Genomic DNA, 21,905 nt, shown 5'->3' with positions numbered 1-21,905 from the left:
GCTCAGCGCCGCTGGTATTTGACGAAGGGGGTGACGGTGCCGATCCGGTCGTAGAGCTGCCGTGCGGTGGCGTTGAATTCCTGCGTCATCCAGTAGACGGAAGGTGCGCCTTCCGCATCGGCGGCGGCATAGACCGCCTCGATCAGCGCCCTGCCGACGCCCATCCCGCGCGCCTCGGGCGCGGCGTAGAGGTCCTGCAGGTAGCAGACATTCTCGATCCGCCAGCAATGGCGATGAAAGACGTAATGCACCAACCCAACAGGCACGCAGTCCACCAGCGCGAGCAGCCCGTGGAAATCCTGCGGATCGTCCCCCAAGAGCCGCGCGAAGGTGCTGGCATAGACTTCCTCGGGCACGGAGGACTCGTAGAAGGTGAGATAGCCGGTCCAGAGCGCGCGCCACGCGGCCTCGTCCCCGGCCTCGAGCGGCCGGATGGTCAGGGAGTCTTGGGACATGCTGCCTCTATGCGTTTCTTTTGGTTTATTTATCGTGAACTGCCCGGGGCTTCGCGCCCTCTGCTGCGCCAGTATAGCCGGAGCGGCCCCGGGTTTGTCCCGCGAAAGAGAAAGACGCCGCGAAATTCTGATTTCGCGGCGTCAGAAAATGGAAAGTGACCTTGGGTCAGCAGCTTAACCTGTGCAGCGCTGCAACAGCCGGCTCAGACCATCATCTCCTTGGTGGCCGAGAGGGTGACACCCGGATAGTCGCGCTCGACCCGGTCGATGTCCCACTGCATGCGCGTGAGGTAGACGATATCGCCGTCGTTGTCGTGGGCGATGTGCTGCTTGTTGGCGTTGACGAACTTCTCGACCGACGCCTTCTCGCCGTGCACCCAGCGCGCCGAGGTGAACTGCGAGGGCTCGAAGCGCACCGGAAGCGAGTATTCCTGCTCGATCCGCGCGCCCAGCACCTCGAATTGCAGCGCGCCGACGACGCCGACGATGTAGCCCGAACCGATCGACGGCTTGAAGACCTTGGCGGCGCCTTCCTCGGCGAACTGGTAGAGCGCCTTTTCCAGATGCTTGGCCTTCATCGGATCGCCCGCGCGCACGCTTTGCAGCAGTTCCGGAGCAAACGACGGAATGCCGGTGACTTTCAGCGTCTCGCCCTCGGTCAACGTGTCACCGATGCGCAGCTGTCCATGGTTGGGAATGCCGATGATGTCGCCCGCCCAAGCTTCGTCCGCCAACTCGCGGTCGGCGGCGAGGAAGAGCACCGGGTTGGAGATCGCCATCGGCTTCTTGGTGCGCACATGGGTCAGCTTCATGCCGCGCTCGAAATGGCCCGACGACAGGCGCACGAAGGCGACGCGGTCGCGGTGCTTGGGGTCCATGTTGGCCTGCACCTTGAAGACGAAACCGGCGACCTTCTTCTCGTCGGGGGCAATCTGCCGCGGATCGGCCGAGGTCGGCTGCGGCTCGGGGGCGAGCTCGCCGATGCCGTCCATCAATTCCTTGACGCCGAAGGAGTTGATCGCCGAGCCGAACCAGATCGGGGTCATATGCCCCTCGAGCACCGATTGCGGGTCGAGCGCGGGCAGCAGTTCGCGCGCCATTTCGACCTCTTCGCGCAGCTGCTCGAGCAGGTCGGCAGGCACATGTTCGGCGAGCTTCGGGTCGTCGAGGCCGCTGATCTTGATCGATTCCGCCACCCGGTTGCGGTCGGCGGGATCCATCAGTTCAAGACGGTCGTGGATCATGTCGTAGCAGCCGACGAAATCGCGGCCCATGCCGATCGGCCAGCTGGCGGGCGTCACGTCGATGGCAAGGTTTTCCTGGATCTCGTCGATGATCTCGAAGGTATCCCGCGCCTCGCGGTCCATCTTGTTGCAGAAGGTCAGGATCGGCAGGTCGCGCAGGCGGCAGACCTCGAAGAGCTTGCGGGTCTGACTTTCCACGCCCTTGGCGCCGTCGATGACCATGATCGCCGCATCCACCGCCGTCAGCGTGCGGTAGGTGTCTTCCGAGAAGTCCGAGTGGCCGGGCGTGTCGACGAGGTTGTAGCGGAAGTTGCCATACTCGAAGGACATTGCCGAGGCGGAAACCGAGATGCCGCGCTCCTGCTCCATCTTCATGAAGTCCGAGCGCGTGCGCCGCGCTTCGCCCTTGGCGCGGACCTGTCCGGCCATCTGAATCGCCCCGCCGAAAAGCAGGAACTTTTCGGTCAGCGTGGTCTTGCCCGCATCCGGGTGCGAGATGATCGCGAAGGTGCGGCGCCGCGCTATCTCGGGCGGCAGGGTGGGGCGGTTCGAAGCGGTGTCCAGCATGAGCGCGCGTATAGGTGTGGGCGGGGGTTTTGTCTATGGGGAACCGCGTCGCGCCGATGGCGGTTGAGGCTTCAAAAGGAGACCCCGGATGACCAAGGACCACGCCCCGTCGATCAAGGACCCCGACCTCTATGAGACGCTGCGCGACAAGGGCTACTCGGAGGAGAAAGCGGCGCGCATTTCCAACGCCAAGGCCAATCCCGACATGCACCCGTCCGAAAAGGGCGGCAAGGCGCCCCCCTACGAGGACTGGACCAAGGCGGAGCTTTACGAGCGCGCTCAGGAGATCGGCATAGACGGGCGCTCGAAGATGACAAAGGCCGAACTGATCGACGCCCTGCGTTCCCACTAGGATCTGAGCATGTAGGCCGCTTAGGCGGGTGCATTTGCTAAGAGCAAAAGTCCGACGGCGGCCCGGCGCGCAGCCTTCTGGGCAAAGATAGCTCCGGGGAGCCCCCCGCCGCGCGACGGGGCAGATGGGTCAGCTCACCCCGCCGACGATTGCCGCAGGATCTCCGCCGCGTCGGGCCGCTGCAGGAGCGTTTCCTGCACCTCCAGCTCCGGCTGATCCGAGGCGCTGTGCCGCGGCAGCAGCGCGCTCACCTGCTCCGACAGCTCGGCTGGCAGCACGGCGCGCGTGCGGGTGTCGACCAGCATGGATTCCGCCGCGATGCCCTCGGCGTAGATGATCTGGTGATGGTCGAAGAGCATCTGGTAGTAGTCCACGAAGCCGCCTTCCCGGCGCAGGATTGTCTCGCCGTTGATCAGGTGGCGGGCGCGCAGCAGCAGCTCGGAACGGCCGGCGCCGAGCCGGTCGCGGCGCTGGTAGACAAAAAGCCGGTGGTCGGGGCTGACCAATAGGTCTCGGGCGGCGTTGAGCGTGCCGGCGCGGATCAGGATTGGCGCGAAGGCACCGACCGCACGCAGCGTCTGCTGGCCGATCCAGCGGATCTCCTGCGCGCCGTCGTCGCGGGTCAGCACCCGGTCGCCGACCCGGAGGTCCTCCACGGCGCACTGCGCGCCGGACGCGAGGGTGATCAACGTGCCGGCGGTGAAAGACACGCAGGCAAGCTGGGCGAAGCGGGCCAGCGCCGTGTCGCGGTTGACCCCGATCAGCGCGTAATCCTTGCGCGGCTGCATCCCCGCGAGGGGCATCAGGTAGACTTCGGTCACCAGCCCGTCGGCGCAGGTTTCGACCAGTGCCAGCGCCTCGGTGATGGCGCCGTCGCGGCTCATGAAGGTTAGGCAGGCGTCGAGGTGCAGATCGGCGCCGCGCCGACCCAGTTCGCTGCCGAGGGCGATCTCGAAGGGTGAGGCGGCGGCGGGCAAGAGGGTCAGCCGCGCCGGGCGGGCAAGGGGCGAGAGCGCGTAGACATCGTCGGGTTGCAGCTCTTCGGCAAAGCTCAGCGCATCGCCGAGGTTGGCGCCGCTGACCACGCGCAGATCTCTGCCGCGGTATACCGTCACGCTGTGCGCCGGGCGGGCGGCGCCGGGCATCACACTGGAAAGGGCCTCTGCCATCACTCGTCTCTACCTGCGCGCGGGTCTTTCGGGGTTTCCCGAAATGCCTCCGCCCACTCCTACATTGCCCCGGGCGATGCGGTCCCCCGAGGCGCTCTCAGCCTACACGCCATTGTCTCTCAGGGGAATGTGTCATCATATGGCCCCGGACCCGGCGTTTTGCCGGCGGAGTGCACAGGGAGAAGAAGATGGATCTCGGGATCGCGGGGAAAACGGCGCTGGTCTGCGCCTCGTCGAAGGGGCTGGGGCGTGGCTGTGCCGAGGCGCTGGCCGAAGCTGGCTGCAACCTTGTCATGAACGCGCGTGGCGCCGAGACGCTCGAGGCCACTGCCGCCGAGATCCGCGCCACCTATGGGGTCGAGGTGGCCACCGTAGCGGCCGACATCGTCTCGGAGGATGGACGGGCGCAGGTGCTCGAGGTGGCGCGCGGCGCCGACATCCTGGTGACCAACGCGGGCGGTCCGCCTCCGGGCATATGGAGCGACTGGGACCGCACCGATTTTCTCAAGGCGCTTGACGGCAACATGCTCACCCCGATCGCCCTGATGCAGTCGCTGCTGCCGGGGATGATGGAGCGCGGCTGGGGCCGGGTCGTCAACATCACCTCGCGCTCGGTCAAGGCGCCGATCCTGCAGCTCGGCCTGTCGAACTCGGCGCGGGCGGGGCTCACGGGCTTTGTGGCCGGCACCTCGCGCCAGGTGGCCGAAAAGGGCGTGACGATCAACAATCTGCTGCCGGGCGTGCATGAGACCGCGCGCATCGTGCAGATGGACAAGCACGACGCCGAGAAAACCGGCCGCCCCATCGCCGAGATCAGCGCCGAGCGGGCGGCGGGCATCCCCACGCGGGAATACGGGCAGGCCGCGGATTTCGGGCGTATGTGCGCCTATCTCTGCTCGGTCCATGCACGGTTCATCGTCGGGCAGAACATCGTGCTCGACGGCGGCGAGACCCTGGCGACGATCTGAGCGAAGAGCCATGGCACGAGGACCCGACGGGCAGGGCGGCGGAGCGGGATTCTCGCTCGCCGACCAGTTGTTTAACCGCCAGTCTCTGACCGATCTGGGGCGCGATTTCTCGGTGCTGCCCGGCTTCGACGCGGAACGTTTCGTCGAGACCGCCTTGTCCCGGCTCGCCGGCCTCGGGGTGCACGCACGGCTCGAGGTGCTGGCCGAGGCGCTGGCCGCGCAGCTTCCTTCGGGATTTCCCGAAATGGCGGAGCAGGTCGAGGCAGCCCTGCCGGAGCCGCTCGATCCCACGCTCGGCGACGATGATTTCGGGCGGTTCATCCATGCGGTGCCGGGCGTTCTGGCGGTCAAGCATGGCATGGCGCATCCCGAGCGGGCGCTGGACCTGATCCATGCGGCCACGCAGCGCTTTTCGATGGAATTTGCGCTGCGACCCTTCCTCAACCGCTGGCCGGCCGACGTGCTGGCGCGGCTCGACAACTGGGTCGCGGATCCGAATTACCACGTGCGGAGGCTGGTCTCCGAGGGCACCCGGCCCAAGCTGCCCTGGGGCATGGGGATCAGCCTCGATCCGCTGGTGCCGCTGCGCTACCTCGACGCGCTGCATGCGGACAAGACGCGCTTTGTCACGCGCTCGGTGGCCAACCACCTCAACGATCTGTCGAAGATTGCACCAGGCGAGGTGCTCACCCGCCTCGGGCGTTGGCAGGAGGAGGCGCGGCAGGCACCCAGGGAGATGGACTGGATCACCCGCCACGCCCTGCGCACCGCGGTGAAGCGTGGCGAGCCCGAGGCGCTGGCATTGCTCGGCTATCGCCCGGATCTGCCGGTGGCGGCGCGGGTGACGCTTTCCTCCACGGATGTGAAGATTGGCGACAGGCTGGGCTTTGCGGTCGAGTTGGTTTCGCCCGAGGGCGGGCCTGTGCTGGTGGACTACCGCCTGCGCTTCCACCGTCCGGGCGGCAGCGCCGAGAAAGTGTTCAAGCTGAAGTCGGCCAGGCTCGTGCCCGGCACACCGCTGCGGCTGGACAAGCACCACCGGATGAAGGGCGATGCCACCACCTTTCGGCTGCATCCCGGTCCCCATGCGGTGATCGTGCAGGTCAACGGCCGCGACGTCGCGGAGGCGACTTTCGCATTGAGCGCCTAGGCGTCTCGCCTCAGGGCAGGGAGCCTGGCTTCGACCCGCGCGGCGACGAAGCGCGCGATCATCGGCCCGGTGGCGAGCACGATGATGAAGCGCAGCGTCTGCATGGCCATGACAAAGGCCATGTCGACGTTGCTGGCGGCGGCGATCACGGCAACGGAATCGGCGCCGCCGGGGCTGGTCGCGAGGTAGGCGGTCAACGGGTCCACCCCGGCGAAGACCACCAGTGCCGCCGCCATCAGCCCGCAGAGTGCCATCAGCAACAGCACCGAGATCACCAGCCTCGGCAGGGCGCGCGCGGTATGGCGGAGGATGTCACGGCTGAAGCGCAGCCCGATCGTCCAGCCGACAACCGCGTAGGCCAGCGCCATCATCCAGCCCGGCGTCACCGGCGCGAGCCACCCGAGCCCGTTCGCCGCCGCGCCCAGAAGCAGCGGGATCAGGAAGGTGCCTGCCGGCATGCGGGTGATCCGGGTCAGCACGATGCCAAGCGCCATGACGATCAGCGCGTCGCGCAGGCCGCGGTCCGGGACCGCGAACAAGGGGGCCGGGTCGCTGGCCATCTCCGGCGCGCCGACGAAGACACGCGCCACCAGCGATGCGCCCGCGGCGACCATGACCACCCGCAGGTATTGCATCACGGCGACAAGCCGAATGTCGGCGCCATGCGCCTCGGCGAGGAAGACCATCGCCTGTGCCGCGCCGGGCGACGCGCCCCAGACCGCGGTGTTGCCCGGCAGCACCTGCTTGAGCGCCAGCACGTAGCCAAGAAGCGCCGCTGCCGCGATCACGAAAACCACCCCGAGCGCGAAGATCGGCCAGTCCTGCGCAATCTCCGGCAGCACTGAGGCGGGGATTTGCCCGGCGATCATCGTGCCCACGGCTGCCTGAGCCAGTTCGAAGAGCGGGCGCGGCGTTGCGATCGCGCGCGGGCCCGACGCCAGCCCGCTCGCGGCCAGCGCGATGGCGGCGATCATTGGTCCAAGAAGCAGCGCCGCGGGGACATGCAGCAGCTCGAGCCCGGCGCCCAGGACCGCCGAGAGCAGGAAGACTGCGAGCCACGCCAGCAGGCGGGAGTGGGTGGGACGGGCCATGCGGCCTCCGCTCGGAACAAGGATGGGCGCGCCCGCCGGAGCGGTCGAGGCCGGGGAGAGCCCGGAGGCTCGGGGCGCGGAGGCGGGGCACGTCCTGCGCTTGGGTCAGGGCGCGCGGAGCCGATCTGCGCCCTTCAGGAAACGGATCGGGCGCCGAATGTCCAGAGGGGATAGCGAGAGGCATGCGATTGCGGTGCCTCAAGGCGTATTGGCGGCGCCTTGAGGCAAGGGGCTTTCCGGGGCCGCGTCGGTGCCGCGCAGGCACCGGCCGCGGCCCTCCCGAGCGACCGGGTCTTGCAGCGGATCACTCCGGCCCGTCGATCTCCAGCTTCACCGCCGCGTACCAGTCGGCCACTGCGCGGATGTCCTCGTCGGTCATCTCGGCGGCGATGGAGGACATGATGTCATGCTTGCGCTTGCCGGTCCTGAACGCCTTGAGCTGGGTGTCGATGTAGATGTTGACCTCGCCCGCGAGGTTCGGCGCCTCGGGCAGCAGGGCGATGCCGTCTGCCCCATGACACGAGATGCAGGCCTCGGGTGCATCTGCCTCGCTCACCCCCTCGGGCAGGCTGGCGCTGGCGCTATGCGATCCGTACCAAGCGGCCACATCGGCGATCTGCTGCGCCGTGAGGCCCGCCGCGACGACCGACATCATCTCGTGCTCGCGCGCGCCGCTCTTGAACGCCATGAGCTGGCTCTCGAGATAGGTCTCGGGCTCGCAGCCGATGTTCGGCGCGATGGGGATTTGTGCCATGCCATCAATGCCGTGGCAGGTGCGGCACATGTTGGCGACCTTCCGGCCCGCCGCCGGATCACCGGCAGAGAGCGGGGTGCCCCCGGCGAGCATCAGCCCGCCGAGGATCATCGAGGCGACAGCCCTCATTCGGCCGCCTTGGGAGCGAAGGCGATGCGCCAGATGGCCCCGGCGAAATCGTCCGACACCAGCATCGAGCCATCGCGCAGGAAGGCGATGTCCATCGGGCGTCCGCGATATTCACCGGTCTCTTCGTCGAGCCAGCCGTCGGCGAAGACCTCGGTGTTGGCGGCGTTGCCCTCCTCGTCGAGCGAAGTGAACATCACCCGCGCGCCGACCGGCTCGGTGCGGTTCCACGAGCCGTGCTGTGCCGAGAAGATCCCGCCCTTGTATTTGTCGGGGAACGAGCCACCGGTGTAGAAGCGCATTCCCAGATCGGCCGCATGCGCTTGCATGTTGACCTGCGGCTCGACGAATTCGACGCCCTCGGGACGCTCCACGTCCTTGTAGTCGGGGATCTCGGTGCCGCCGTTGGTCCAGGGGAAGCCGAAGTGTTGCCCGGCTTCGGTCTGGCGGTTCAGCTCGCCCGGCGGGATATCGTCGCCCATGCCATCCACCTGGTTGTCGGTGAACCACAGCGAGCCGTCGGCAGGGTTGAAGTCATGGCCGACCGAGTTGCGGATCCCGCGGGTATAGACCTCGCGCCCGGTACCGTCCGTGTTGACCCGGATGATGCCGCCGATGCCCATCTTGTCGTACATCTCCAGCTTGTCCTTGGGCTGGATGTTGTGCGGCTGGCCGAGCGAGATGTAGAGCTTGCCATCCGGTCCGACGCGGCAAACGCGGGCGGTGTGGTTGAAGCTCTCTTCCTCGGCGGGGATCAGCTCGCCCTTGGCGATCACTTCGCCCACCGCGGGGTCCGGCCCCTCGAAGAAGAACTCCGCCGCCGGGAAGGTCAGCACCCGGTTGCGCTCGGCGATATAGAGGAAACCGTCGGGCGAGAAACACGGCCCGTTCGGCACGTCGAAGGTGACCGAGGGCGCGAAGTCCTTCACCTCATCCGCCACGCGGTTGCGGTCGCGGTCGACGATCGACCAGACCTTGTCCTTGCGGGTCCCTGCAAAAACGACGGTGCCCTGCGGCGCGACAGCCATCGAGCGGGCATCCGGCACCACGGCATAGAGGCTGACCTCGAAGCCGTCGGGGACGTTGATATGCGGCAGGATTTCCTTCAGCGCGTCGGCGCGTTCGCCCTCCTGGTCGATGAAGGTGAAGGCGGCATCGGTCCGCTGCATGTTGGACAGCTTGTCCATATTGTCCTGCGCAAGGACCGGCGTCGTCAGGATGGTGGAAAATAGAAGACTTGAAACGAAATGATTGGCTTTCATAGTTTTCTCCCTAAATCAGCCCTCCACACTCCGCCTGCTGACGGAGTTCCTCCGGGTGGACCTCAGGAAAGCTGCGGGCCCAATGTGCGATTCGTCAACGAATTCCCGCAATTCTAAAGTGCATTTAAAGTGAAGCATTCATGTCAAAATAGAGCGCTGCGCGGCACGCGGCGCTCTTGTCGGAAACCGTTCGGCCTTACTGCGCCGCAATAGGTCTCCGCGCCAGCTGGCATTCGGCCCAAAGCGACTCCAGCGCCAAAAGAAGCCGCCGGATGTCTTCGGCGGAATGGACCGGCGCGGGGGTGATGCGCAGCCGCTCGGTGCCGCGCGGCACCGTGGGATGGTTGATCGGCTGGATGTAGATGCCGTGCTCGTCGAGCAGCCGGTCCGAGATGTAGCGACATTTCTGCGGGCAGCCGACCATCACCGGGATGATGTGGCTGGGGTTCGGCAGATGCGGCACGCCGATCCGGTCGAGCCCCTCGCGCACGCTGGCCACCGCCCGGCGCTGCGCGGCGCGCTCGCGCTGCGAGCGCTTCAGGTGCGCCACGGCGGCGCGGGCTCCTGCGGCGACGGCGGGCGGCAGCGCGGTGGTGAAGATGAAGCCAGAGGCGAAGCTGCGGATGAAGTCGCAGAGCGTCGCCGACGCGGCGATATAACCACCGGCCACACCATAGGCCTTGCCCAGCGTGCCCTGGATCACGTCGATGCGGTCCATCAGGCCTTCGCGCTCGGCGATGCCGCCGCCGCGCGGTCCGTAAAGGCCGACGGCATGGACCTCGTCGAGATAGGTCATCGCGTTGTAGCGCTCGGCCAGCGCGCAGATCCCAGCGATCGGAGCGATGTCGCCATCCATCGAGTACACGCTTTCGAAGGCGATCAGCTTGGGCCGGTCGAGAGGCAGGGTGGCGAGGTGGCGTTCCAGATCGGCCAGATCGTTGTGCCTCCATATGATCCGCTCTGCCTTGGACTGCCGGATGCCCTCGATCATCGAGGCATGGTTGAGCGCGTCAGACAGGATAACCAGACCCGGAATGCGCGCGCCGAGCGTACCGAGGCTGGCCCAGTTCGACACATAGCCGGAAGTGAAGAGCAGCGCCGCCTGCTTGCCGTGCAGCTCGGCCAGGTCCGCCTCGAGCAGCACGTGCTCGTGGGTGGTGCCAGAGATGTTTCGGGTGCCGCCCGCGCCAGCGCCGCAAGTGTCGAGCGCGGTGTGCATCGCCTCAAGCACCGCCGGGTGCTGGCCCATGCCGAGATAGTCGTTCGAGCACCAGATGGTCACCTCGCGGTGCGCGCCGTGGTGGGTGGCAGCGGGAAAGGCCCCCCGTAGACGTTGCAGTTCGGCAAAATGGCGGTAGTTGCCGTCGGCCTTGAGCCTGTCGAGCTGGGTGCGGAACAATGCATCATACATGCTCAGAACTCCGTGGCGGCGGCGGCAATGCGGGCGAGCAGCGCGTTGACCGGCGCCATGCTTTCGCGTGCAAAGCTGCGGTAGCCGATCTTGGTCTCGGCGCCCCGGCTCTCGACGAACATCGCATAGGGGCAGAACGCAAGGTTTTTCGGATCCGCCTGCATCACCTCGCGCGAGGTGGTGGCGGAGCAAAAGAGATACACGTCGGCGGCATCGAAAAGATGGGTCTCGGCGCCGATGTCGGCGCCGGTCCGGGCCAGCATCTCGCCGACATGGCTGATGTGATCGACCACCAGCCCCTCGCCGATGATCGCATTCTCGAGCGCGAAAGTCGCTTCCTCGAAGCTGCCGTCATAGGCGTGGGTGATGACCTCCTGCGCCGTGGCGGCGGCCGGCAGGGTGATCAGCAGGGCAAGCGTTCTGAGCATGGCGGGTCTCCGTGGTGAAAGACCCGGCCGCGGAGTTCCGCGGCCGGGCTGTCTGTCATTCGGCGAAGGTCGAGAGATAGGCGATGACCGCGTCGATATCCTCGGGCTTGCGCAGTCCGGGGAAAGACATCTTGGTGCCCTTCATCGCTTCCTTTGGCTTTTCGAGGAAGGCGTGCAGCCGCTCGAGGGTCCAGGTCTCGCCGGCGCCGTGCGCCTCCTCAAAGGGCTTGGAGTAGCGGAAGCCCTCGATCGAGCCGATGCCGCGCCCGACGATGCCGTTGAGCTCGGGGCCAGACTTGTTCCTCGCCCCGTCGCCCACAGCGTGGCAGGACATGCACTTCTTGAACACCTTCTCTCCGGCGGCGATCAACTCGGGGTCGGCGGCAGCAGGGGGGGGCGCGGGCTCGGCTGCGGCATCCGTTGCGATCCCCGTGGCCTCGGTGCCAATGTCGGCAGAGGCCAGTTCAACTTCTTCGCCGGGGGCCTCTGCAGAAGGTTCAGCCGCGGCCTCGTCGTTGCCATGGTCCGGGGTCACGTCGAGCACCGTGGCGCGCATGGTGATCTCGACGCTGTCCTTGCAATCCGTCATGCAGGGCTCGCCGGTCCATTGCGGGTATTCGGTCTCGGGCCGGTCATCGATGATGAAGCCGCCCGCGTTGGGCATGACCACCTCGGAGAAGGTCTCGTTCGAGAGGGTGAAATCCTCGTCGACGATGAAGTTCGAATAGAGGATGTAGGCGACGATGGCATAGACCTCGTCCGGCTCCAGCGACTGCGCGTTGCCGAAGGGCATCGAGCGGTGCACGTAGTCCCAGGCGGTCGACAGGTGTGGCCAGTAGCTGCCCACGGTCTTCACCGGGTCCTTGTTGGCCAGCGTGTCCTCGCCACCTGCCAACTTCGGCCAGTTGCCGGACCCTTCGGCGAACTCGCCGTGGCAGGAGGCGCAGTTCTCGGAAAAGAGCATCTCGCCATCCTCGACCGAGCCGCTGCCGGGCGGCAGGCCGGTGCCGTCGGGCGAGACGTCGAGGTTCCAGGCGGCGATCTCTTCGGGCAGGGCTTCGCGGCCGATGCCGAGCGGGCCGTCTTTGGGCGCTTCGCCTGCCTCGGCGGCGGCGACGAGGCCGCCCGCTGGGACAGCGGGCGCGGCGAACTCAAGCGGGGTCAGGCTCCGCAGGTCTGCTGGCGCCTGAGCCACGAAACGGTCGGCCAAGTTGACCGCGAGGGTCAGGGTGACCGCGATGCCGCCGAAGACGCTGGCGTAGAGTTTAAGAGACTTCGACATTTTCGGCCTCCCCGTTTGGTTTGACCCACCAGGTCTGTATGCAGTTGTTGTGATAGACCGAGTTCTCGCCGCGCACCTCGCGCAGCTGCGTCTTGGTGGGCTGCACGTAGCCGGTCTCGTCCATGGCGCGGGACTGCAGGAACATCTCTTCGCCATTCCACTCGGTGTCGAGATAGAAGCGGGTGAGCGCCTTGGTCTCACCCTCGCGGGCGAGCCGCGCGGTCTGCCAGCTCTTGCCGCCATCGATCGAGACGTCGACGCGGGTGATCCTGCCGTGGCCGGACCAGGCGAGGCCGGTGATCACCAGCGGGCCGTGGCCGTGCTTGATGGGCGCCTGCGGACTGGGCGAAGTGACCACGGATTTCGCGTCCATCACCCAGGTCCACTTGCGCGAGGTGCCGTCAGCCAGCGTGTCCGTGTACTTGGAGGTCTCCTCGCGGCTCTCGACGGGGCCGTCCAGTACCTCGATGCGGCGCAGCCATTTCACCCACATGTTGCCTTCCCAGCCGGGCACCACGAGGCGCACCGGGTAGCCGTGTTCCTTGCGCAGGGCCTCGCCGTTGGCCTTGAAGGCGACGAGCACGTCGTCGAGCGCCTTGTCCATCGGGATCGAGCGGCCGTTGGAGGACGCATCTGCGCCCTCGACATAGACCCATTTGTCGGTGGTCGCGGGCAGGCCTGCCTCGCGCAGCAGGGTGCGCAGCGGCACACCGGTGTATTCCATGTTGTGGATCATGCCGTGTGTGAACTGCGCGCCGTTGAGCTGCGCGCCCGCCCATTCCATGCCGGTGTTCGCGGCGCACTCGCAGAAGTAGACGTGGTTCTCGCGCGGGAAGCGCTCGAGATCTTCGTAGGTGAAGATGAGCGGTCTATCGACCAGCCCGTTGATCATCAGGCGGTAATCGCTCTTGCTGAGCTCGATCGCGCCCGAGTGGTGCCGCTCGAAGGCGCAGCCCTGCGGTGTGATCGTGCCATCGAGCGCGTGGATCGGGGTGAAGTTGATCGAGCTGATCGGGTCGGCAGTCAGCCAGGGGACGTTGCGGCGCACCACGTCGTCCTCGAAGCGGATCGGCAGCCCGTAGGGGGTGGCATCGACGCCGTCGCCGAGGCCCTGCGCCCAGGGCTGCACCTCGGTGATCAGCGGATCGGGTTCTGCGGCCCGCGCGGCCCCTGCGGTCACGGCCACGGTGGCGGCCCCCTGCAGGAAGGCACGGCGCGATGTCTTCGGCTCGCTCATTCTGTCCTCCTTTGTTCTTTTGGGGTCCTGCGTCATGCGCCAACCACCTCGACCGAGGTGTTCTCGTCCAGCTGCACGCGGCCCAAACTGCGGATGTGGCTTTCCACGACGTCCCAGATCGGCGGGCCCTCGGTGCCCTCGTTGACGCTGGCCCAGCCGGCGACGGTGTAGCTCTTCGCGGGGTCGATTGCCTCGCCGGTCCCCAGCAGCGTCATGTCCGAGATGCGCTGTCCTACCGGGGCGCTCACGTCGATGCGGTAGCCGAGCCCGCCGACGCGGACCATGTCGCCGCCCTGCTGGTAGTAGGGATCGGGGTTGAAAATGTTGTCGGCGACGTCTTCCAGCACGGTCTTCAGGAACGCGCCGGTCATCTCAGAGCGGTAGGCCTCGGGGTAGCTCATCGAGGTGACGTTCCACAGGTCCTCGCGGGTGATCGGGTCGCCCTCGAGCAGCGATGGTCCCCAGCGCACGCCGGGAGAAAGGGCGATCTGCGCGTCGCGCTGGGTCAGCAACGCGTCACAGATCAGGTCGTCCCAGGTGCCGTTGAAATTGCCCCGGCGGTAGAGCGTGGTGTCGGTATGGCCGATGACCTCGGACAGCTGCTCGGCATAGGGCGCGCGCTGCGCGTCGATGAGCGCAGTCATCTCGGGGTCGGCGGCAATCACATCCGAGAAAATCGGGATCAGCTTGTGGCGGAACCCCATCATCCGGCCATCGCGCACGTCGAGATCGACGCGGGAGACGAACTTGCCGTTGGAGCCCGAGGCGATCAGGATCGTCTCGCCCACGAGCACCGGCTCGGGCAACGCGTCGTGCGTATGGCCCGAGAGCAGCACGTCTATGCCGGTGACCCTCTCGGCCATCTTCTTGTCGACGTCGAAGCCGTTGTGGCTGAGCACCACGACCAGCTCGGCGCCGGCCGCGCGGACCTCGTCGACCATCTCCTGCATGCGCGCGTCGCGGATGCCGAAGGAATACTCGGGGAACATCCAAGATGGGTTGGCGATCGGCAGGTAGGGGAACGCCTGGCCGATGACGGCGATCTTCACGCCGCCACGGTCGAAAAACTTGTAGGGCTGGAACAGCTCGGCGGGCTCGTCCCACTCGGCATCAAAGATGTTCTGGCCGAGCGCGGCGAAGGGCAGCCCCTCGACGATCTCGCGCACGCGGTCCGAGCCGAGGGTGAACTCCCAGTGGAAGGTCATCGCGTCGGGCTTCAGCAGGTTCATCACGTTGACGCAGTCCTGCCCGGCGGTCTGGTAGCAGGTATAGCTGCCGTGCCAGGTGTCGCCGCCATCGAGCAGCAGCGCGTCCGGGCGCTCGGAGCGGATCTGTTTCACCACGGTCGCCACCCGGTCCATGCCGCCGACACGGCCATAGCCGCGGGCGAGGGCGGTAAAATCTCCCGAGGAGAGGGCGTAGTGGGAGGGGGAACCGTCCTCGATGCCGTACATCTTGCGGAACTCGGCACCGGTGAGGTGGGGGACCTCGCCGTGGTTGCCGCCGACGCCGATGTTGACGGAAGGCTCGCGGAAATAGATCGGCTTCAGCTGCGCGTGGATGTCGGTGATGTGGATCAGCGAGACATTCCCGAAGGCTGGCATGGCCAGCAGGTCGTCCTGCGTCAGGCGCTGTTGCGCCGCGAGCCGTGCCCAGTTGCCGAAGCCGGAGCCGCCATAGGCCGCCGCGGCAGCCATGGAGACCTGGAGGAAATCACGTCGGGAGATCATCGGGGTATCCTCGTACGCATTCAAATGCGTGAATTCGTTTGGGAAGAGAAACCCCGCGCGAGCAGCTCGCGCGGGGCTGGCTTCAGTTGCGGACGGAGGGGCCTTCGACCGACAGGCCGTTGCCGCGAGAGGCGACGTAGAGTTCGAGCGCGATGAACTCGGGGCTGCCCGGCGAATAGGTCTCGGCGCGGGTGTCGCGCACGCAGCCCTTGAAGCGCGACTGCACCCCGTTGAGGGCCGCGTTCTTCAGCCGGTAGGTCGGGAATCCATTGATCTGGCCCTGGCTGAGATGGTCTGCGCGGATGTAGTTTCCGTAGTTCTGCTCGTGGCAGTTGGCGCAGGAAAGCTCGAGCTGGCCGGTGCGGGTGTAGTAGAGTTCCTTGCCCTGCTCCCAGACCGCCTCGACCGGGCCGTCGATGGCCACGTCGACCGGCATCCCGCGCGACACCGAGGCCAAGAGCGCCTCCATGTTGATCGCGTCGGCGCTGTCGTATTTCCAGGGCTCGGCCCCCATGCGCTCGGTGCGGCAGCCGTTGACCTGCATCTGCAGGGTTCGGACTTCCTCGGCCGCGTCGTTCCACTTGGGATAGCTGGCCTTGACCCCGGCCATCTCCTCGGGTGCGCCGTGGCAGGAGGCGCAGCTCTCGCCCTCGGTACCGTCGACCATATCCCATTGCTCGCGGGCCTGATCGACGAAGATCATTCCGGGGTTGTCGAAGTCGTCGAGCTCCAGTTCCTGGGTCTCGTCCGAGCGGAAGTGCCAGCCCGAGATGACCTCGTCCATCACCTCCGACAGGAACGCCGGGGCGGGGGCCTTTGTGGTGATCTCGATCTCGCCGTTGATGACGAGCTCGTCGTCATCCGGCCCGCCAGCCTGCACCACCAGCGGTGCGGCCAGCAGGGCGAGCGCGGTGAGCGCAATCGCCTTGCGTGTCATGTGTCTCCTCCCTCAAGTTGGCCCGGCCGGCATGGGGACGGGCAAGACGGTATCGGGCGCCCGGCTCCTCTCCGGGCGTCCCGCCGTGTATCAGGCGATCTCGATCGGCTTGGTGTCCGTGTAGGTCGAGCCGTCGTCGTCGTACCAAGTGAAGGTGAATTCCCCGGCCTCGGGCACCAGCGCCTCGAACTCGAAGTAGGGATTGGTCGAAATCGCCGGCTCCATCTTCACGTCGATGACGTTCTGGCCGTTGAAGTCGCAGGTGAAGCGGTTGATGATCGAGCGCGGGATAAGGTTTCCCTCCTTGTCCTTGCGCTGGCCGCTTTCCATCGGGTGGCTGATCAGTGTCTTGAGGGTGATCACCTCGCCCGCGGACGCGGACTTGGGAACCTTGACGCGGGGTTTCACTCCGGATGCCATCTGTCTTGTCTCCTCTTAGCCGCCGCAGCCGCCGATGGTGACCTTCACGGTCTTGGCGGTGCGCGCGAAACTGCCGTCCTCGAGCTTCGCCACCGCGATCACGTCCTGCGTGCCGGCAAGCCTGATGCGGGTCGAGGCCATGCGCGAGCCGGCCAGCGGGCCGAAGGAAAAAGTGGCGACGGCGGGGGTTGGGTTGCCAGCGGCAAGCACCAGGATCTCGGACGCGCCGGGCGCATCCACGCTGATCGGCACGGTGTTGCCATTCTCGGCGATCTCCGGCGCGGTCAGCTCGACGCCGCTGTCGCCGATGTCGGCACCGCCGGTGAACTCGGAGATCAGGTCGTCGACCGAGGCGTTGGCGCGGAAGGGCAGGACCGTCAGCGCCATGGCGCCAAGGGCAAGCCCAAAGGTATCTCGTCTGGTCAGGCTCATGCCGTCTCCTCTCTCAGCTGTCCTGAAGGGTCATCAGGAAGGCCACCACGTCCTCCACCTCTTGGGCGGAGAGGATCGGCGGCAGGTCATCGGGCGCGGCTTTTCCGGTGTAGCCGTCGCCGGGCCGGATGAAGCCGCTGGTCTTGTAGAAGGCGGGCATCACCGTGCCGTCGAACATCTTCTTGGCGTTGGCGACGATGCCGCGCAGCTCGGCCTCGGAGCGATATCCGCCGACGTCGTCGAGCGTTGGGCCTACCTCGCCGTGGAACGGCGCGTCGGCCAGCGCGGTGACCGCATGGCAGGCCACGCAGTTGCCCTTCGACCTGGTGGTCATGATTTCGGCACCCTTCGCGGGATCGCCCGCGGTGCCGGACAGCGAGGCCTCTACCTCGCCGTATTCGGTGAAGCTGACGTCATCTGGAGCTGTCGTGTCTGCCAGCACGGCAGACGCAACGATCCCGATGACGGACGCAAGTGCGACCGTTGTTTTCATGTCTCCTCCCCTTCCATGACTTGAATGCTACGGCACACATCAAGGTTTTTGCAACAACAAATTCATAGCCGTGAATTTAAAGATATGTACGCCATCCGACAGCGCCGTCCTTCGGGACCTCTCAACCAAGGCGCCGCCTGTGCTTTGGCCTGTAACTGTCGAGCGTTGTCAGTTCTTTGCGCGGCCCTCTTCAAGTTTCCGAGCGTGGTACTTCTGGAACGGCTCGTCGCCATCGTAGCCCTTCTCCAGCACCCATTGCAGCATGTGGCGGGTGGTGCTCTTCTCGAAGGCGCCGGGCATGACGGCCACCGCAGCCTGCGGCGCGGGCACCTCCTTCAGCTCCTCTGGCAGGAAGATCATCGTGGGGGTGAAAAGCATTCCCCAGCGCCGCACCATGTCCTTCTCGGGCAGCACCGTGCCATCGAGGTCGGTGACCTCCACATCGCCGAACATGTTGATCTGGATGACGAAGAAATCTTCGGAGAGCATCCTCTCGATGTCCGGCTGCGGGTACACCTCCTCGTGCATCTTGGTGCAGTAGATGCAGCCGCGCTGCTCGATGAGAATCAGCAGGCGCTGACCGGCAGCATTGGCCTCGGCCAGGTCCTCGCGAAGATCCTTGAAGGTGTCGTGCATCCAGGGCGCCTTGTGCAGCCCGTCGTCGCCGAGTTGGGCGGCGGGCGCGGGCAGGGCGGTGGCCAGCGCGATCAACGCCGCCGAGGCCAGCGCGGGGAACAGTCGTGTCATCACTCTCCTCCTTTGGAGTGGGCAAGGTCAGCCGATGCGGCTGAACCATGGGATGGTGTCGATGAGCCAGGCGGCGATCAGGTTGACGCTGTTGGTCGCGATCAGAGCGCCGAACAGGATGAGCAGCACTCCCATCGCCTTTTCCACCCGCCCGAGGTGGCGGCGGAAGCGGGCCATGAAGCGCAGGAAAGGGCCGATGAAGGCGGCAGCCAGCACGAAGGGCAGGGTCATCCCGATGCCATAGGTGAGCAGCAGCAGCGCGCCGTGCTGCGCGGTGTCCTGCCCGGCGGCGGTGAAGAGAATTGCCGCCAGCACCGGACCTACGCAGGGGGTCCAGCCGAAGGCAAAGGCCAGCCCGATGACGTAGGCGCCTACGAAACCGGTTGCGCCCCGGGCCTCGGATCGGACTTGCCGGTAGAGCAGGGGAATGCGCAGCACGCCGAGAAAATGCAGCCCCATCAAAATGATGATTGCAGCAGCAAACCAACGAAGCACACCGAACCATTCGCGGACCATCTGGCCGAAAACGGTGGCCGTGGCGCCCAGTCCGATGAAGACGGTGATCACCCCGAGCGCGAAAAGCACCGCTCCGGTCACCGCGCGGCGGCGCAGCCCGGGCGGCACGACGCCGGTCTCGGCGACCACATGCACCCCCTGTCCGGCAAGATAGGACAGGTAGAAGGGCACGATCGGCAGAATGCAGGGTGACAGGAAAGACAGCAGTCCGGCAAGGAAAGCGCCTAAGAAAGTGACATCAAACATGCTTGCGACGCTCCTACTTCAATACATATTCGCATATAACGTTACGTATGTGATAGGCTCTTGGTCAATCCACTGTGGAACACCCTAGATGCGACTTCTTCTCCTCTTCCTTCTGATCCTGCCCCTGCCTCTGCGGGCCGAGACCCTGCTGCTCATGGCCGAGCAGGCTGGTTGCCGCTATTGCGAGGCCTGGGACAAAGAAATCGCGCCGATCTATCCCAAGACCGCAGAGGGGCAGGCCGCGCCGCTGCGCCGGGCCGACATTCGTGACTTGCCGCAAGATATTGACCTCGCGCGGCCCGTTGCCTTTACGCCAACGTTCATTCTGGTGACGGACGGGATGGAAACCGGACGAATCGAAGGCTATCCTGGACAAGACTTTTTCTGGGCACTGCTTGCCCGCCTGATCGAAGAGGTTTCCGCCTCGCCCGCGCCACCTCCCGCGCAGATAAACGGATGACGCCGATGTCGAACGCAGCCCACCTCCCCGTCTTTGACGAGGGTATGAGCGAGCCGGAAATGGACCGGTTCATGGAAAAAGCCGAAGAGGCGTCGAACCTGCTCAAGGCGATGAGCCACGGCGGGCGGATGATGATCCTGTGCCACCTTGCCTCGGGCGAAAAATCGGTCACCGAACTCGAGGATCTGCTCTCGGCGCGGCAGTCGGCGGTCTCGCAGCAGCTCTCTCGGCTGCGGCTCGAGGGGCTGGTCACCCCGCGGCGGGACGGCAAGACGATCTACTACTCGTTGACGGATGACCGTCCGAAGAAGATCATGGAAGTCATCTACGACCTGTTCTGTCGGGAGGAGTGACCGGCGGCGCATGCTGGCGGTCGGAAGGGAGCGACAGTCGGAATGTTCGATTTTGGTGACGGCGCCGCGCTGGCGGCGCTCGTGGGATTTCTTGGAGGCATCGCACTTGGCCTTGCCGCCCGGCTCGGGCGTTTCTGCACGCTCGGCGCGATCGAGGACGCGCTCTATTCCTCGGACACCCGGCGTCTGAGGATGTGGGGGCTTGCGATCGGCACGGCGGTGATCGCCACGCAGGCCGCGATTTCCGCGGGATGGCTCGACGCCGGCGAGACTTTCTATCTCTCGCGGCAATGGTCGCTGCCCGGCACCGCGCTCGGCGGGCTGCTCTTCGGCTACGGCATGGCGCTCTCGGGCAACTGCGGCTACGGCGCTTTGGCGCGTCTTGGCGGCGGAGACCTGCGCTCGCTGGTGATCGTCGTCGTTATGGGGCTGACCGCCTATGTCACCCTCTCCGGCCCGCTGGCGCTGCTGCGGATCACCGTCTTTCCCGACGCACCGGCCACGTCGCCGCAAGCGTTGTCGCAGGTCACCGGCGCACCGCTGCTGACCGGGCTGGTGGTGGGCGGGGCGCTGGTCGCACTCTCGCTGTCGGGCGGCGGCATGGCGCGCGCCGGGCGGCACATCTTCTGGGGCGTGGTGGTTGGACTCGCGGTAACCTCGGGCTGGGTCGGCACGCAGATGGCCGCGACGCAGAGCTTCGGCGCAACCTCGGTCGAGAGCCATTCCTTCGCGCGCCCGCTTGGCGAGACCCTTCTGTGGCTGATGACGGCCTCGGCGGCGGCGCCCGGCTTTGCCGTGGGCTCAGTGGGTGGCGTTCTGATCGGCGCCTTCCTCGGCTCGCTGCGCAAGGGGCACTTCCGGTGGGAGGCCTGCGAGGACCCGCGCGAGTTGAAACGGCAGATCCTCGGCGCGGCGCTGATGGGCCCGGGGGCGGTTCTGGCCGCGGGCTGCAGCGTCGGGCAGGGGCTGAGCGCTTTCTCCCTGCTGTCGTTCAGCGCCCCCGTCGCGCTGCTGTCGATCTTCGCGGGGGCGGCGATCGGGCTACGCCAGCTTATCGTCGGTTTCGCGCCCGCAGAGTAGCGACGCATTCAGCTCTTCCCGTCCCACGATTTGCATCATAGAATGCGAATGTGTGAATGGGAGGAGAGACCATGCCACTTACCCGCAGACACCTGCTGCAAACCGCCGCGGCCGCCGGCCTCGCGCCGCTGCTGCCCCGTAGGCTGATCGCCGAGACCCAGCTCGGCACGGGCCGGCTGCTCACCGTAAGCGACGGCAACCTCGTGCTGCCCGGCGACTTCGTCTTCGACGGCATGCCCGAGCCCGAGCTGGCGTCGATCCTTGCCGCGCGGCACATCGACCGCCAGCGACTGACACCCGAATGCAACGTGACCCTCTGGCAGGATGGCGAGCAGACCGTGCTCTTCGACGTCGGCGCGGGGCCTGATTTCATGCAGAGCGCCGGGGCGCTGCAAGGCAACCTCGAGGCCACCGGGATCACCCCCGAGCAGGTGACGGCAGTGGTGTTCACCCATGCGCATCCCGACCACATCTGGGGGCTTCTCGACGAATTCGACGAGCCCGCGTTTCCAGAGGCCCGCTACCTCATGGGCCGCGCGGAATGGGACTACTGGTGGGATCCGGCGACCGTGGAGTCCATCGGCGCCGAACGCCAAATCTTCGCTATCGGCGCGCGGCGGAGGATGGAGGTGATCGAGGATCGGATCGAGCGCTTCGAGGATGGCGATGAAATCCTGCCCGGCCTCGCGGCGATCCTCACGCCGGGGCACACGCCCGGCCATATGGCGTTCGAACTGCGGCAAGGACAGGCGGCGGCGCTGATCGTTGGTGATGCCATCGGCAACGACCACGTGGCGTTTGCCCGACCGGGATGGGAGGCGAACTCTGACCAGGACCCGGAGCTGGGCGCGAAGACCCGCGTGGCGCTGATGGACCGGCTGGTGCAGGAACAGATGCCGGTCATCGGCTTCCACCTGTCGCAAGGCGGCATGGGCCACGTGGAGCGGGCGGAGGATGGATACCGCTTCGTCCCGCTCTGAGGCGTGGGGCGGCGG

General features: G+C 66.3%; 24 protein-coding genes. 7 read left to right on the top strand and 17 right to left on the bottom strand.

The annotated features are described in order from the left end of the window. Positions 1-2 precede the first annotated feature (2 nt). Positions 3-455, bottom strand: a complete 453-nt coding sequence (locus G0D83_RS02815) for a GNAT family N-acetyltransferase (protein WP_164189310.1) — start codon at positions 453-455, stop codon at positions 3-5. A 203-nt stretch (positions 456-658) separates the two neighbouring features. Beyond that, a complete protein-coding gene (locus G0D83_RS02810; protein ID WP_164189308.1) occupies positions 659-2,266 on the bottom strand; it encodes a peptide chain release factor 3 in 1,608 nt (535 codons plus the stop codon). An 88-nt stretch (positions 2,267-2,354) separates the two neighbouring features. Between G0D83_RS02810 and G0D83_RS02805 the strand changes: the two genes are divergently transcribed. Then, the gene (locus tag G0D83_RS02805) at positions 2,355-2,618 is read left to right on the top strand and encodes a Rho termination factor N-terminal domain-containing protein (RefSeq protein WP_164189306.1); all 264 of its coding nucleotides are present in this window, start codon (positions 2,355-2,357) and stop codon (positions 2,616-2,618) included. Between the two features lie 134 nt (positions 2,619-2,752). Here G0D83_RS02805 and G0D83_RS02800 read toward each other — a convergent pair whose 3' ends face one another. Beyond that, the gene (locus G0D83_RS02800; RefSeq protein WP_235940373.1) at positions 2,753-3,787 is read right to left on the bottom strand and encodes a Hint domain-containing protein; all 1,035 of its coding nucleotides are present in this window, start codon (positions 3,785-3,787) and stop codon (positions 2,753-2,755) included. A 188-nt stretch (positions 3,788-3,975) separates the two neighbouring features. Between G0D83_RS02800 and G0D83_RS02795 the strand changes: the two genes are divergently transcribed. Together G0D83_RS02795 and G0D83_RS02790 are read left to right on the top strand one after the other, a co-directional pair. Next, the gene (locus G0D83_RS02795) at positions 3,976-4,755 is read left to right on the top strand and encodes an SDR family oxidoreductase (RefSeq protein WP_164189304.1); all 780 of its coding nucleotides are present in this window, start codon (positions 3,976-3,978) and stop codon (positions 4,753-4,755) included. A gap of 10 nt (positions 4,756-4,765) precedes the next feature. Beyond that, positions 4,766-5,905 carry a hypothetical protein gene (locus G0D83_RS02790; protein ID WP_164189303.1) on the top strand — a complete coding sequence of 380 codons (1,140 nt, stop codon included), beginning with the start codon at positions 4,766-4,768 and terminating at the stop codon, positions 5,903-5,905. On the opposite strand, the gene G0D83_RS02785 is transcribed toward G0D83_RS02790, so the two are convergent. From G0D83_RS02785 to G0D83_RS02720, 14 genes are all read right to left on the bottom strand, one after another. Next, a complete protein-coding gene (locus tag G0D83_RS02785) occupies positions 5,902-6,996 on the bottom strand; it encodes an AbrB family transcriptional regulator (RefSeq protein WP_164189301.1) in 1,095 nt (364 codons plus the stop codon). The two genes, G0D83_RS02790 and G0D83_RS02785, sit on opposite strands and share 4 nt — an antisense overlap. Positions 6,997-7,300: 304 nt before the next feature. Further along, positions 7,301-7,879: a cytochrome c gene (locus tag G0D83_RS02780; RefSeq protein ID WP_164189299.1), complete on the bottom strand. Its 579-nt coding sequence runs from the start codon at positions 7,877-7,879 to the stop codon at positions 7,301-7,303. Beyond that, entirely contained in the window at positions 7,876-9,138 is a 1,263-nt protein-coding gene (locus tag G0D83_RS02775) for a sorbosone dehydrogenase family protein (RefSeq protein WP_164189297.1), read from the bottom strand. Before G0D83_RS02775 ends, G0D83_RS02780 begins: the two co-directional genes overlap by 4 nt. 196 nt (positions 9,139-9,334) lie before the next feature. After that, on the bottom strand, positions 9,335-10,549 hold the full coding sequence (gene hemA, locus G0D83_RS02770) for a 5-aminolevulinate synthase (protein WP_164189295.1): 1,215 nt from the start codon (positions 10,547-10,549) through the stop codon (positions 9,335-9,337). 2 nt (positions 10,550-10,551) lie between these two features. Further along, positions 10,552-10,977, bottom strand: coding sequence for a DUF302 domain-containing protein (locus G0D83_RS02765; protein WP_164189293.1), 426 nt, complete (start codon positions 10,975-10,977; stop codon positions 10,552-10,554). A 55-nt stretch (positions 10,978-11,032) separates the two neighbouring features. Next, positions 11,033-12,259, bottom strand: coding sequence for a c-type cytochrome (locus G0D83_RS02760; protein ID WP_164189291.1), 1,227 nt, complete (start codon positions 12,257-12,259; stop codon positions 11,033-11,035). Continuing rightward, positions 12,243-13,496 carry a sulfite dehydrogenase gene (gene soxC / locus G0D83_RS02755; RefSeq protein ID WP_164189289.1) on the bottom strand — a complete coding sequence of 418 codons (1,254 nt, stop codon included), beginning with the start codon at positions 13,494-13,496 and terminating at the stop codon, positions 12,243-12,245. Before soxC ends, G0D83_RS02760 begins: the two co-directional genes overlap by 17 nt. A gap of 32 nt (positions 13,497-13,528) precedes the next feature. After that, positions 13,529-15,226, bottom strand: a complete 1,698-nt coding sequence (soxB, locus tag G0D83_RS02750; RefSeq protein ID WP_164189286.1) for a thiosulfohydrolase SoxB — start codon at positions 15,224-15,226, stop codon at positions 13,529-13,531. 82 nt (positions 15,227-15,308) lie between these two features. Then, positions 15,309-16,163: a sulfur oxidation c-type cytochrome SoxA gene (gene soxA, locus G0D83_RS02745; protein ID WP_164189284.1), complete on the bottom strand. Its 855-nt coding sequence runs from the start codon at positions 16,161-16,163 to the stop codon at positions 15,309-15,311. Positions 16,164-16,253: 90 nt separating this feature from the next. Continuing rightward, complete coding sequence (gene soxZ / locus G0D83_RS02740) at positions 16,254-16,583, bottom strand: thiosulfate oxidation carrier complex protein SoxZ (protein WP_108968982.1); 330 nt, start codon at positions 16,581-16,583, stop codon at positions 16,254-16,256. Between the two features lie 15 nt (positions 16,584-16,598). Next, positions 16,599-17,015, bottom strand: coding sequence for a thiosulfate oxidation carrier protein SoxY (gene soxY / locus G0D83_RS02735; RefSeq protein ID WP_164189282.1), 417 nt, complete (start codon positions 17,013-17,015; stop codon positions 16,599-16,601). Between the two features lie 13 nt (positions 17,016-17,028). Further along, positions 17,029-17,508: a sulfur oxidation c-type cytochrome SoxX gene (soxX, locus tag G0D83_RS02730; protein ID WP_164189280.1), complete on the bottom strand. Its 480-nt coding sequence runs from the start codon at positions 17,506-17,508 to the stop codon at positions 17,029-17,031. Between the two features lie 168 nt (positions 17,509-17,676). After that, positions 17,677-18,255, bottom strand: a complete 579-nt coding sequence (locus G0D83_RS02725) for a thioredoxin family protein (RefSeq protein WP_164189278.1) — start codon at positions 18,253-18,255, stop codon at positions 17,677-17,679. Between the two features lie 27 nt (positions 18,256-18,282). Next, positions 18,283-19,017, bottom strand: a complete 735-nt coding sequence (locus G0D83_RS02720; protein ID WP_164189276.1) for a cytochrome c biogenesis CcdA family protein — start codon at positions 19,015-19,017, stop codon at positions 18,283-18,285. A 154-nt stretch (positions 19,018-19,171) separates the two neighbouring features. Here G0D83_RS02720 and G0D83_RS02715 point away from each other — a divergent pair, with 154 nt between their 5' ends. The 4 genes from G0D83_RS02715 (at position 19,172) to G0D83_RS02700 (ending at position 21,890) form a co-directional block, all read left to right on the top strand. Further along, positions 19,172-19,477, top strand: coding sequence for a thioredoxin family protein (locus G0D83_RS02715; protein WP_370457142.1), 306 nt, complete (start codon positions 19,172-19,174; stop codon positions 19,475-19,477). Positions 19,478-19,482: 5 nt separating this feature from the next. After that, on the top strand, positions 19,483-19,830 hold the full coding sequence (locus G0D83_RS02710; RefSeq protein ID WP_235940372.1) for a helix-turn-helix transcriptional regulator: 348 nt from the start codon (positions 19,483-19,485) through the stop codon (positions 19,828-19,830). A gap of 42 nt (positions 19,831-19,872) precedes the next feature. Continuing rightward, positions 19,873-20,910, top strand: coding sequence for a YeeE/YedE family protein (locus G0D83_RS02705; RefSeq protein WP_164189272.1), 1,038 nt, complete (start codon positions 19,873-19,875; stop codon positions 20,908-20,910). Between the two features lie 71 nt (positions 20,911-20,981). Beyond that, positions 20,982-21,890, top strand: coding sequence for an MBL fold metallo-hydrolase (locus G0D83_RS02700; protein WP_164189269.1), 909 nt, complete (start codon positions 20,982-20,984; stop codon positions 21,888-21,890). The last annotated feature ends 15 nt before the right edge of the window (positions 21,891-21,905 follow it).

Origin of the sequence: Salipiger sp. PrR003 (assembly GCF_010500785.1) — a bacterium.
Classification (GTDB): Bacteria; Pseudomonadota; Alphaproteobacteria; order Rhodobacterales; family Rhodobacteraceae; genus Salipiger; species Salipiger pacificus_A.
This window is presented reverse-complemented; position numbering and strand designations above follow the sequence as displayed.

Coding starts and splice junctions, on each gene's coding strand:
- G0D83_RS02815 (WP_164189310.1), bottom strand. CDS start 455: ATGTCCCAAGACTCCCTGACCATCCGGCCGCTCGAGGCCGGGGACGAG.
- G0D83_RS02810 (WP_164189308.1), bottom strand. CDS start 2,266: ATGCTGGACACCGCTTCGAACCGCCCCACCCTGCCGCCCGAGATAGCG.
- G0D83_RS02805 (WP_164189306.1), top strand. CDS start 2,355: ATGACCAAGGACCACGCCCCGTCGATCAAGGACCCCGACCTCTATGAG.
- G0D83_RS02800 (WP_235940373.1), bottom strand. CDS start 3,787: ATGGCAGAGGCCCTTTCCAGTGTGATGCCCGGCGCCGCCCGCCCGGCG.
- G0D83_RS02795 (WP_164189304.1), top strand. CDS start 3,976: ATGGATCTCGGGATCGCGGGGAAAACGGCGCTGGTCTGCGCCTCGTCG.
- G0D83_RS02790 (WP_164189303.1), top strand. CDS start 4,766: ATGGCACGAGGACCCGACGGGCAGGGCGGCGGAGCGGGATTCTCGCTC.
- G0D83_RS02785 (WP_164189301.1), bottom strand. CDS start 6,996: ATGGCCCGTCCCACCCACTCCCGCCTGCTGGCGTGGCTCGCAGTCTTC.
- G0D83_RS02780 (WP_164189299.1), bottom strand. CDS start 7,879: ATGAGGGCTGTCGCCTCGATGATCCTCGGCGGGCTGATGCTCGCCGGG.
- G0D83_RS02775 (WP_164189297.1), bottom strand. CDS start 9,138: ATGAAAGCCAATCATTTCGTTTCAAGTCTTCTATTTTCCACCATCCTG.
- hemA (WP_164189295.1), bottom strand. CDS start 10,549: ATGTATGATGCATTGTTCCGCACCCAGCTCGACAGGCTCAAGGCCGAC.
- G0D83_RS02765 (WP_164189293.1), bottom strand. CDS start 10,977: ATGCTCAGAACGCTTGCCCTGCTGATCACCCTGCCGGCCGCCGCCACG.
- G0D83_RS02760 (WP_164189291.1), bottom strand. CDS start 12,259: ATGTCGAAGTCTCTTAAACTCTACGCCAGCGTCTTCGGCGGCATCGCG.
- soxC (WP_164189289.1), bottom strand. CDS start 13,496: ATGAGCGAGCCGAAGACATCGCGCCGTGCCTTCCTGCAGGGGGCCGCC.
- soxB (WP_164189286.1), bottom strand. CDS start 15,226: ATGATCTCCCGACGTGATTTCCTCCAGGTCTCCATGGCTGCCGCGGCG.
- soxA (WP_164189284.1), bottom strand. CDS start 16,163: ATGACACGCAAGGCGATTGCGCTCACCGCGCTCGCCCTGCTGGCCGCA.
- soxZ (WP_108968982.1), bottom strand. CDS start 16,583: ATGGCATCCGGAGTGAAACCCCGCGTCAAGGTTCCCAAGTCCGCGTCC.
- soxY (WP_164189282.1), bottom strand. CDS start 17,015: ATGAGCCTGACCAGACGAGATACCTTTGGGCTTGCCCTTGGCGCCATG.
- soxX (WP_164189280.1), bottom strand. CDS start 17,508: ATGAAAACAACGGTCGCACTTGCGTCCGTCATCGGGATCGTTGCGTCT.
- G0D83_RS02725 (WP_164189278.1), bottom strand. CDS start 18,255: ATGACACGACTGTTCCCCGCGCTGGCCTCGGCGGCGTTGATCGCGCTG.
- G0D83_RS02720 (WP_164189276.1), bottom strand. CDS start 19,017: ATGTTTGATGTCACTTTCTTAGGCGCTTTCCTTGCCGGACTGCTGTCT.
- G0D83_RS02715 (WP_370457142.1), top strand. CDS start 19,172: ATGGCCGAGCAGGCTGGTTGCCGCTATTGCGAGGCCTGGGACAAAGAA.
- G0D83_RS02710 (WP_235940372.1), top strand. CDS start 19,483: ATGTCGAACGCAGCCCACCTCCCCGTCTTTGACGAGGGTATGAGCGAG.
- G0D83_RS02705 (WP_164189272.1), top strand. CDS start 19,873: ATGTTCGATTTTGGTGACGGCGCCGCGCTGGCGGCGCTCGTGGGATTT.
- G0D83_RS02700 (WP_164189269.1), top strand. CDS start 20,982: ATGCCACTTACCCGCAGACACCTGCTGCAAACCGCCGCGGCCGCCGGC.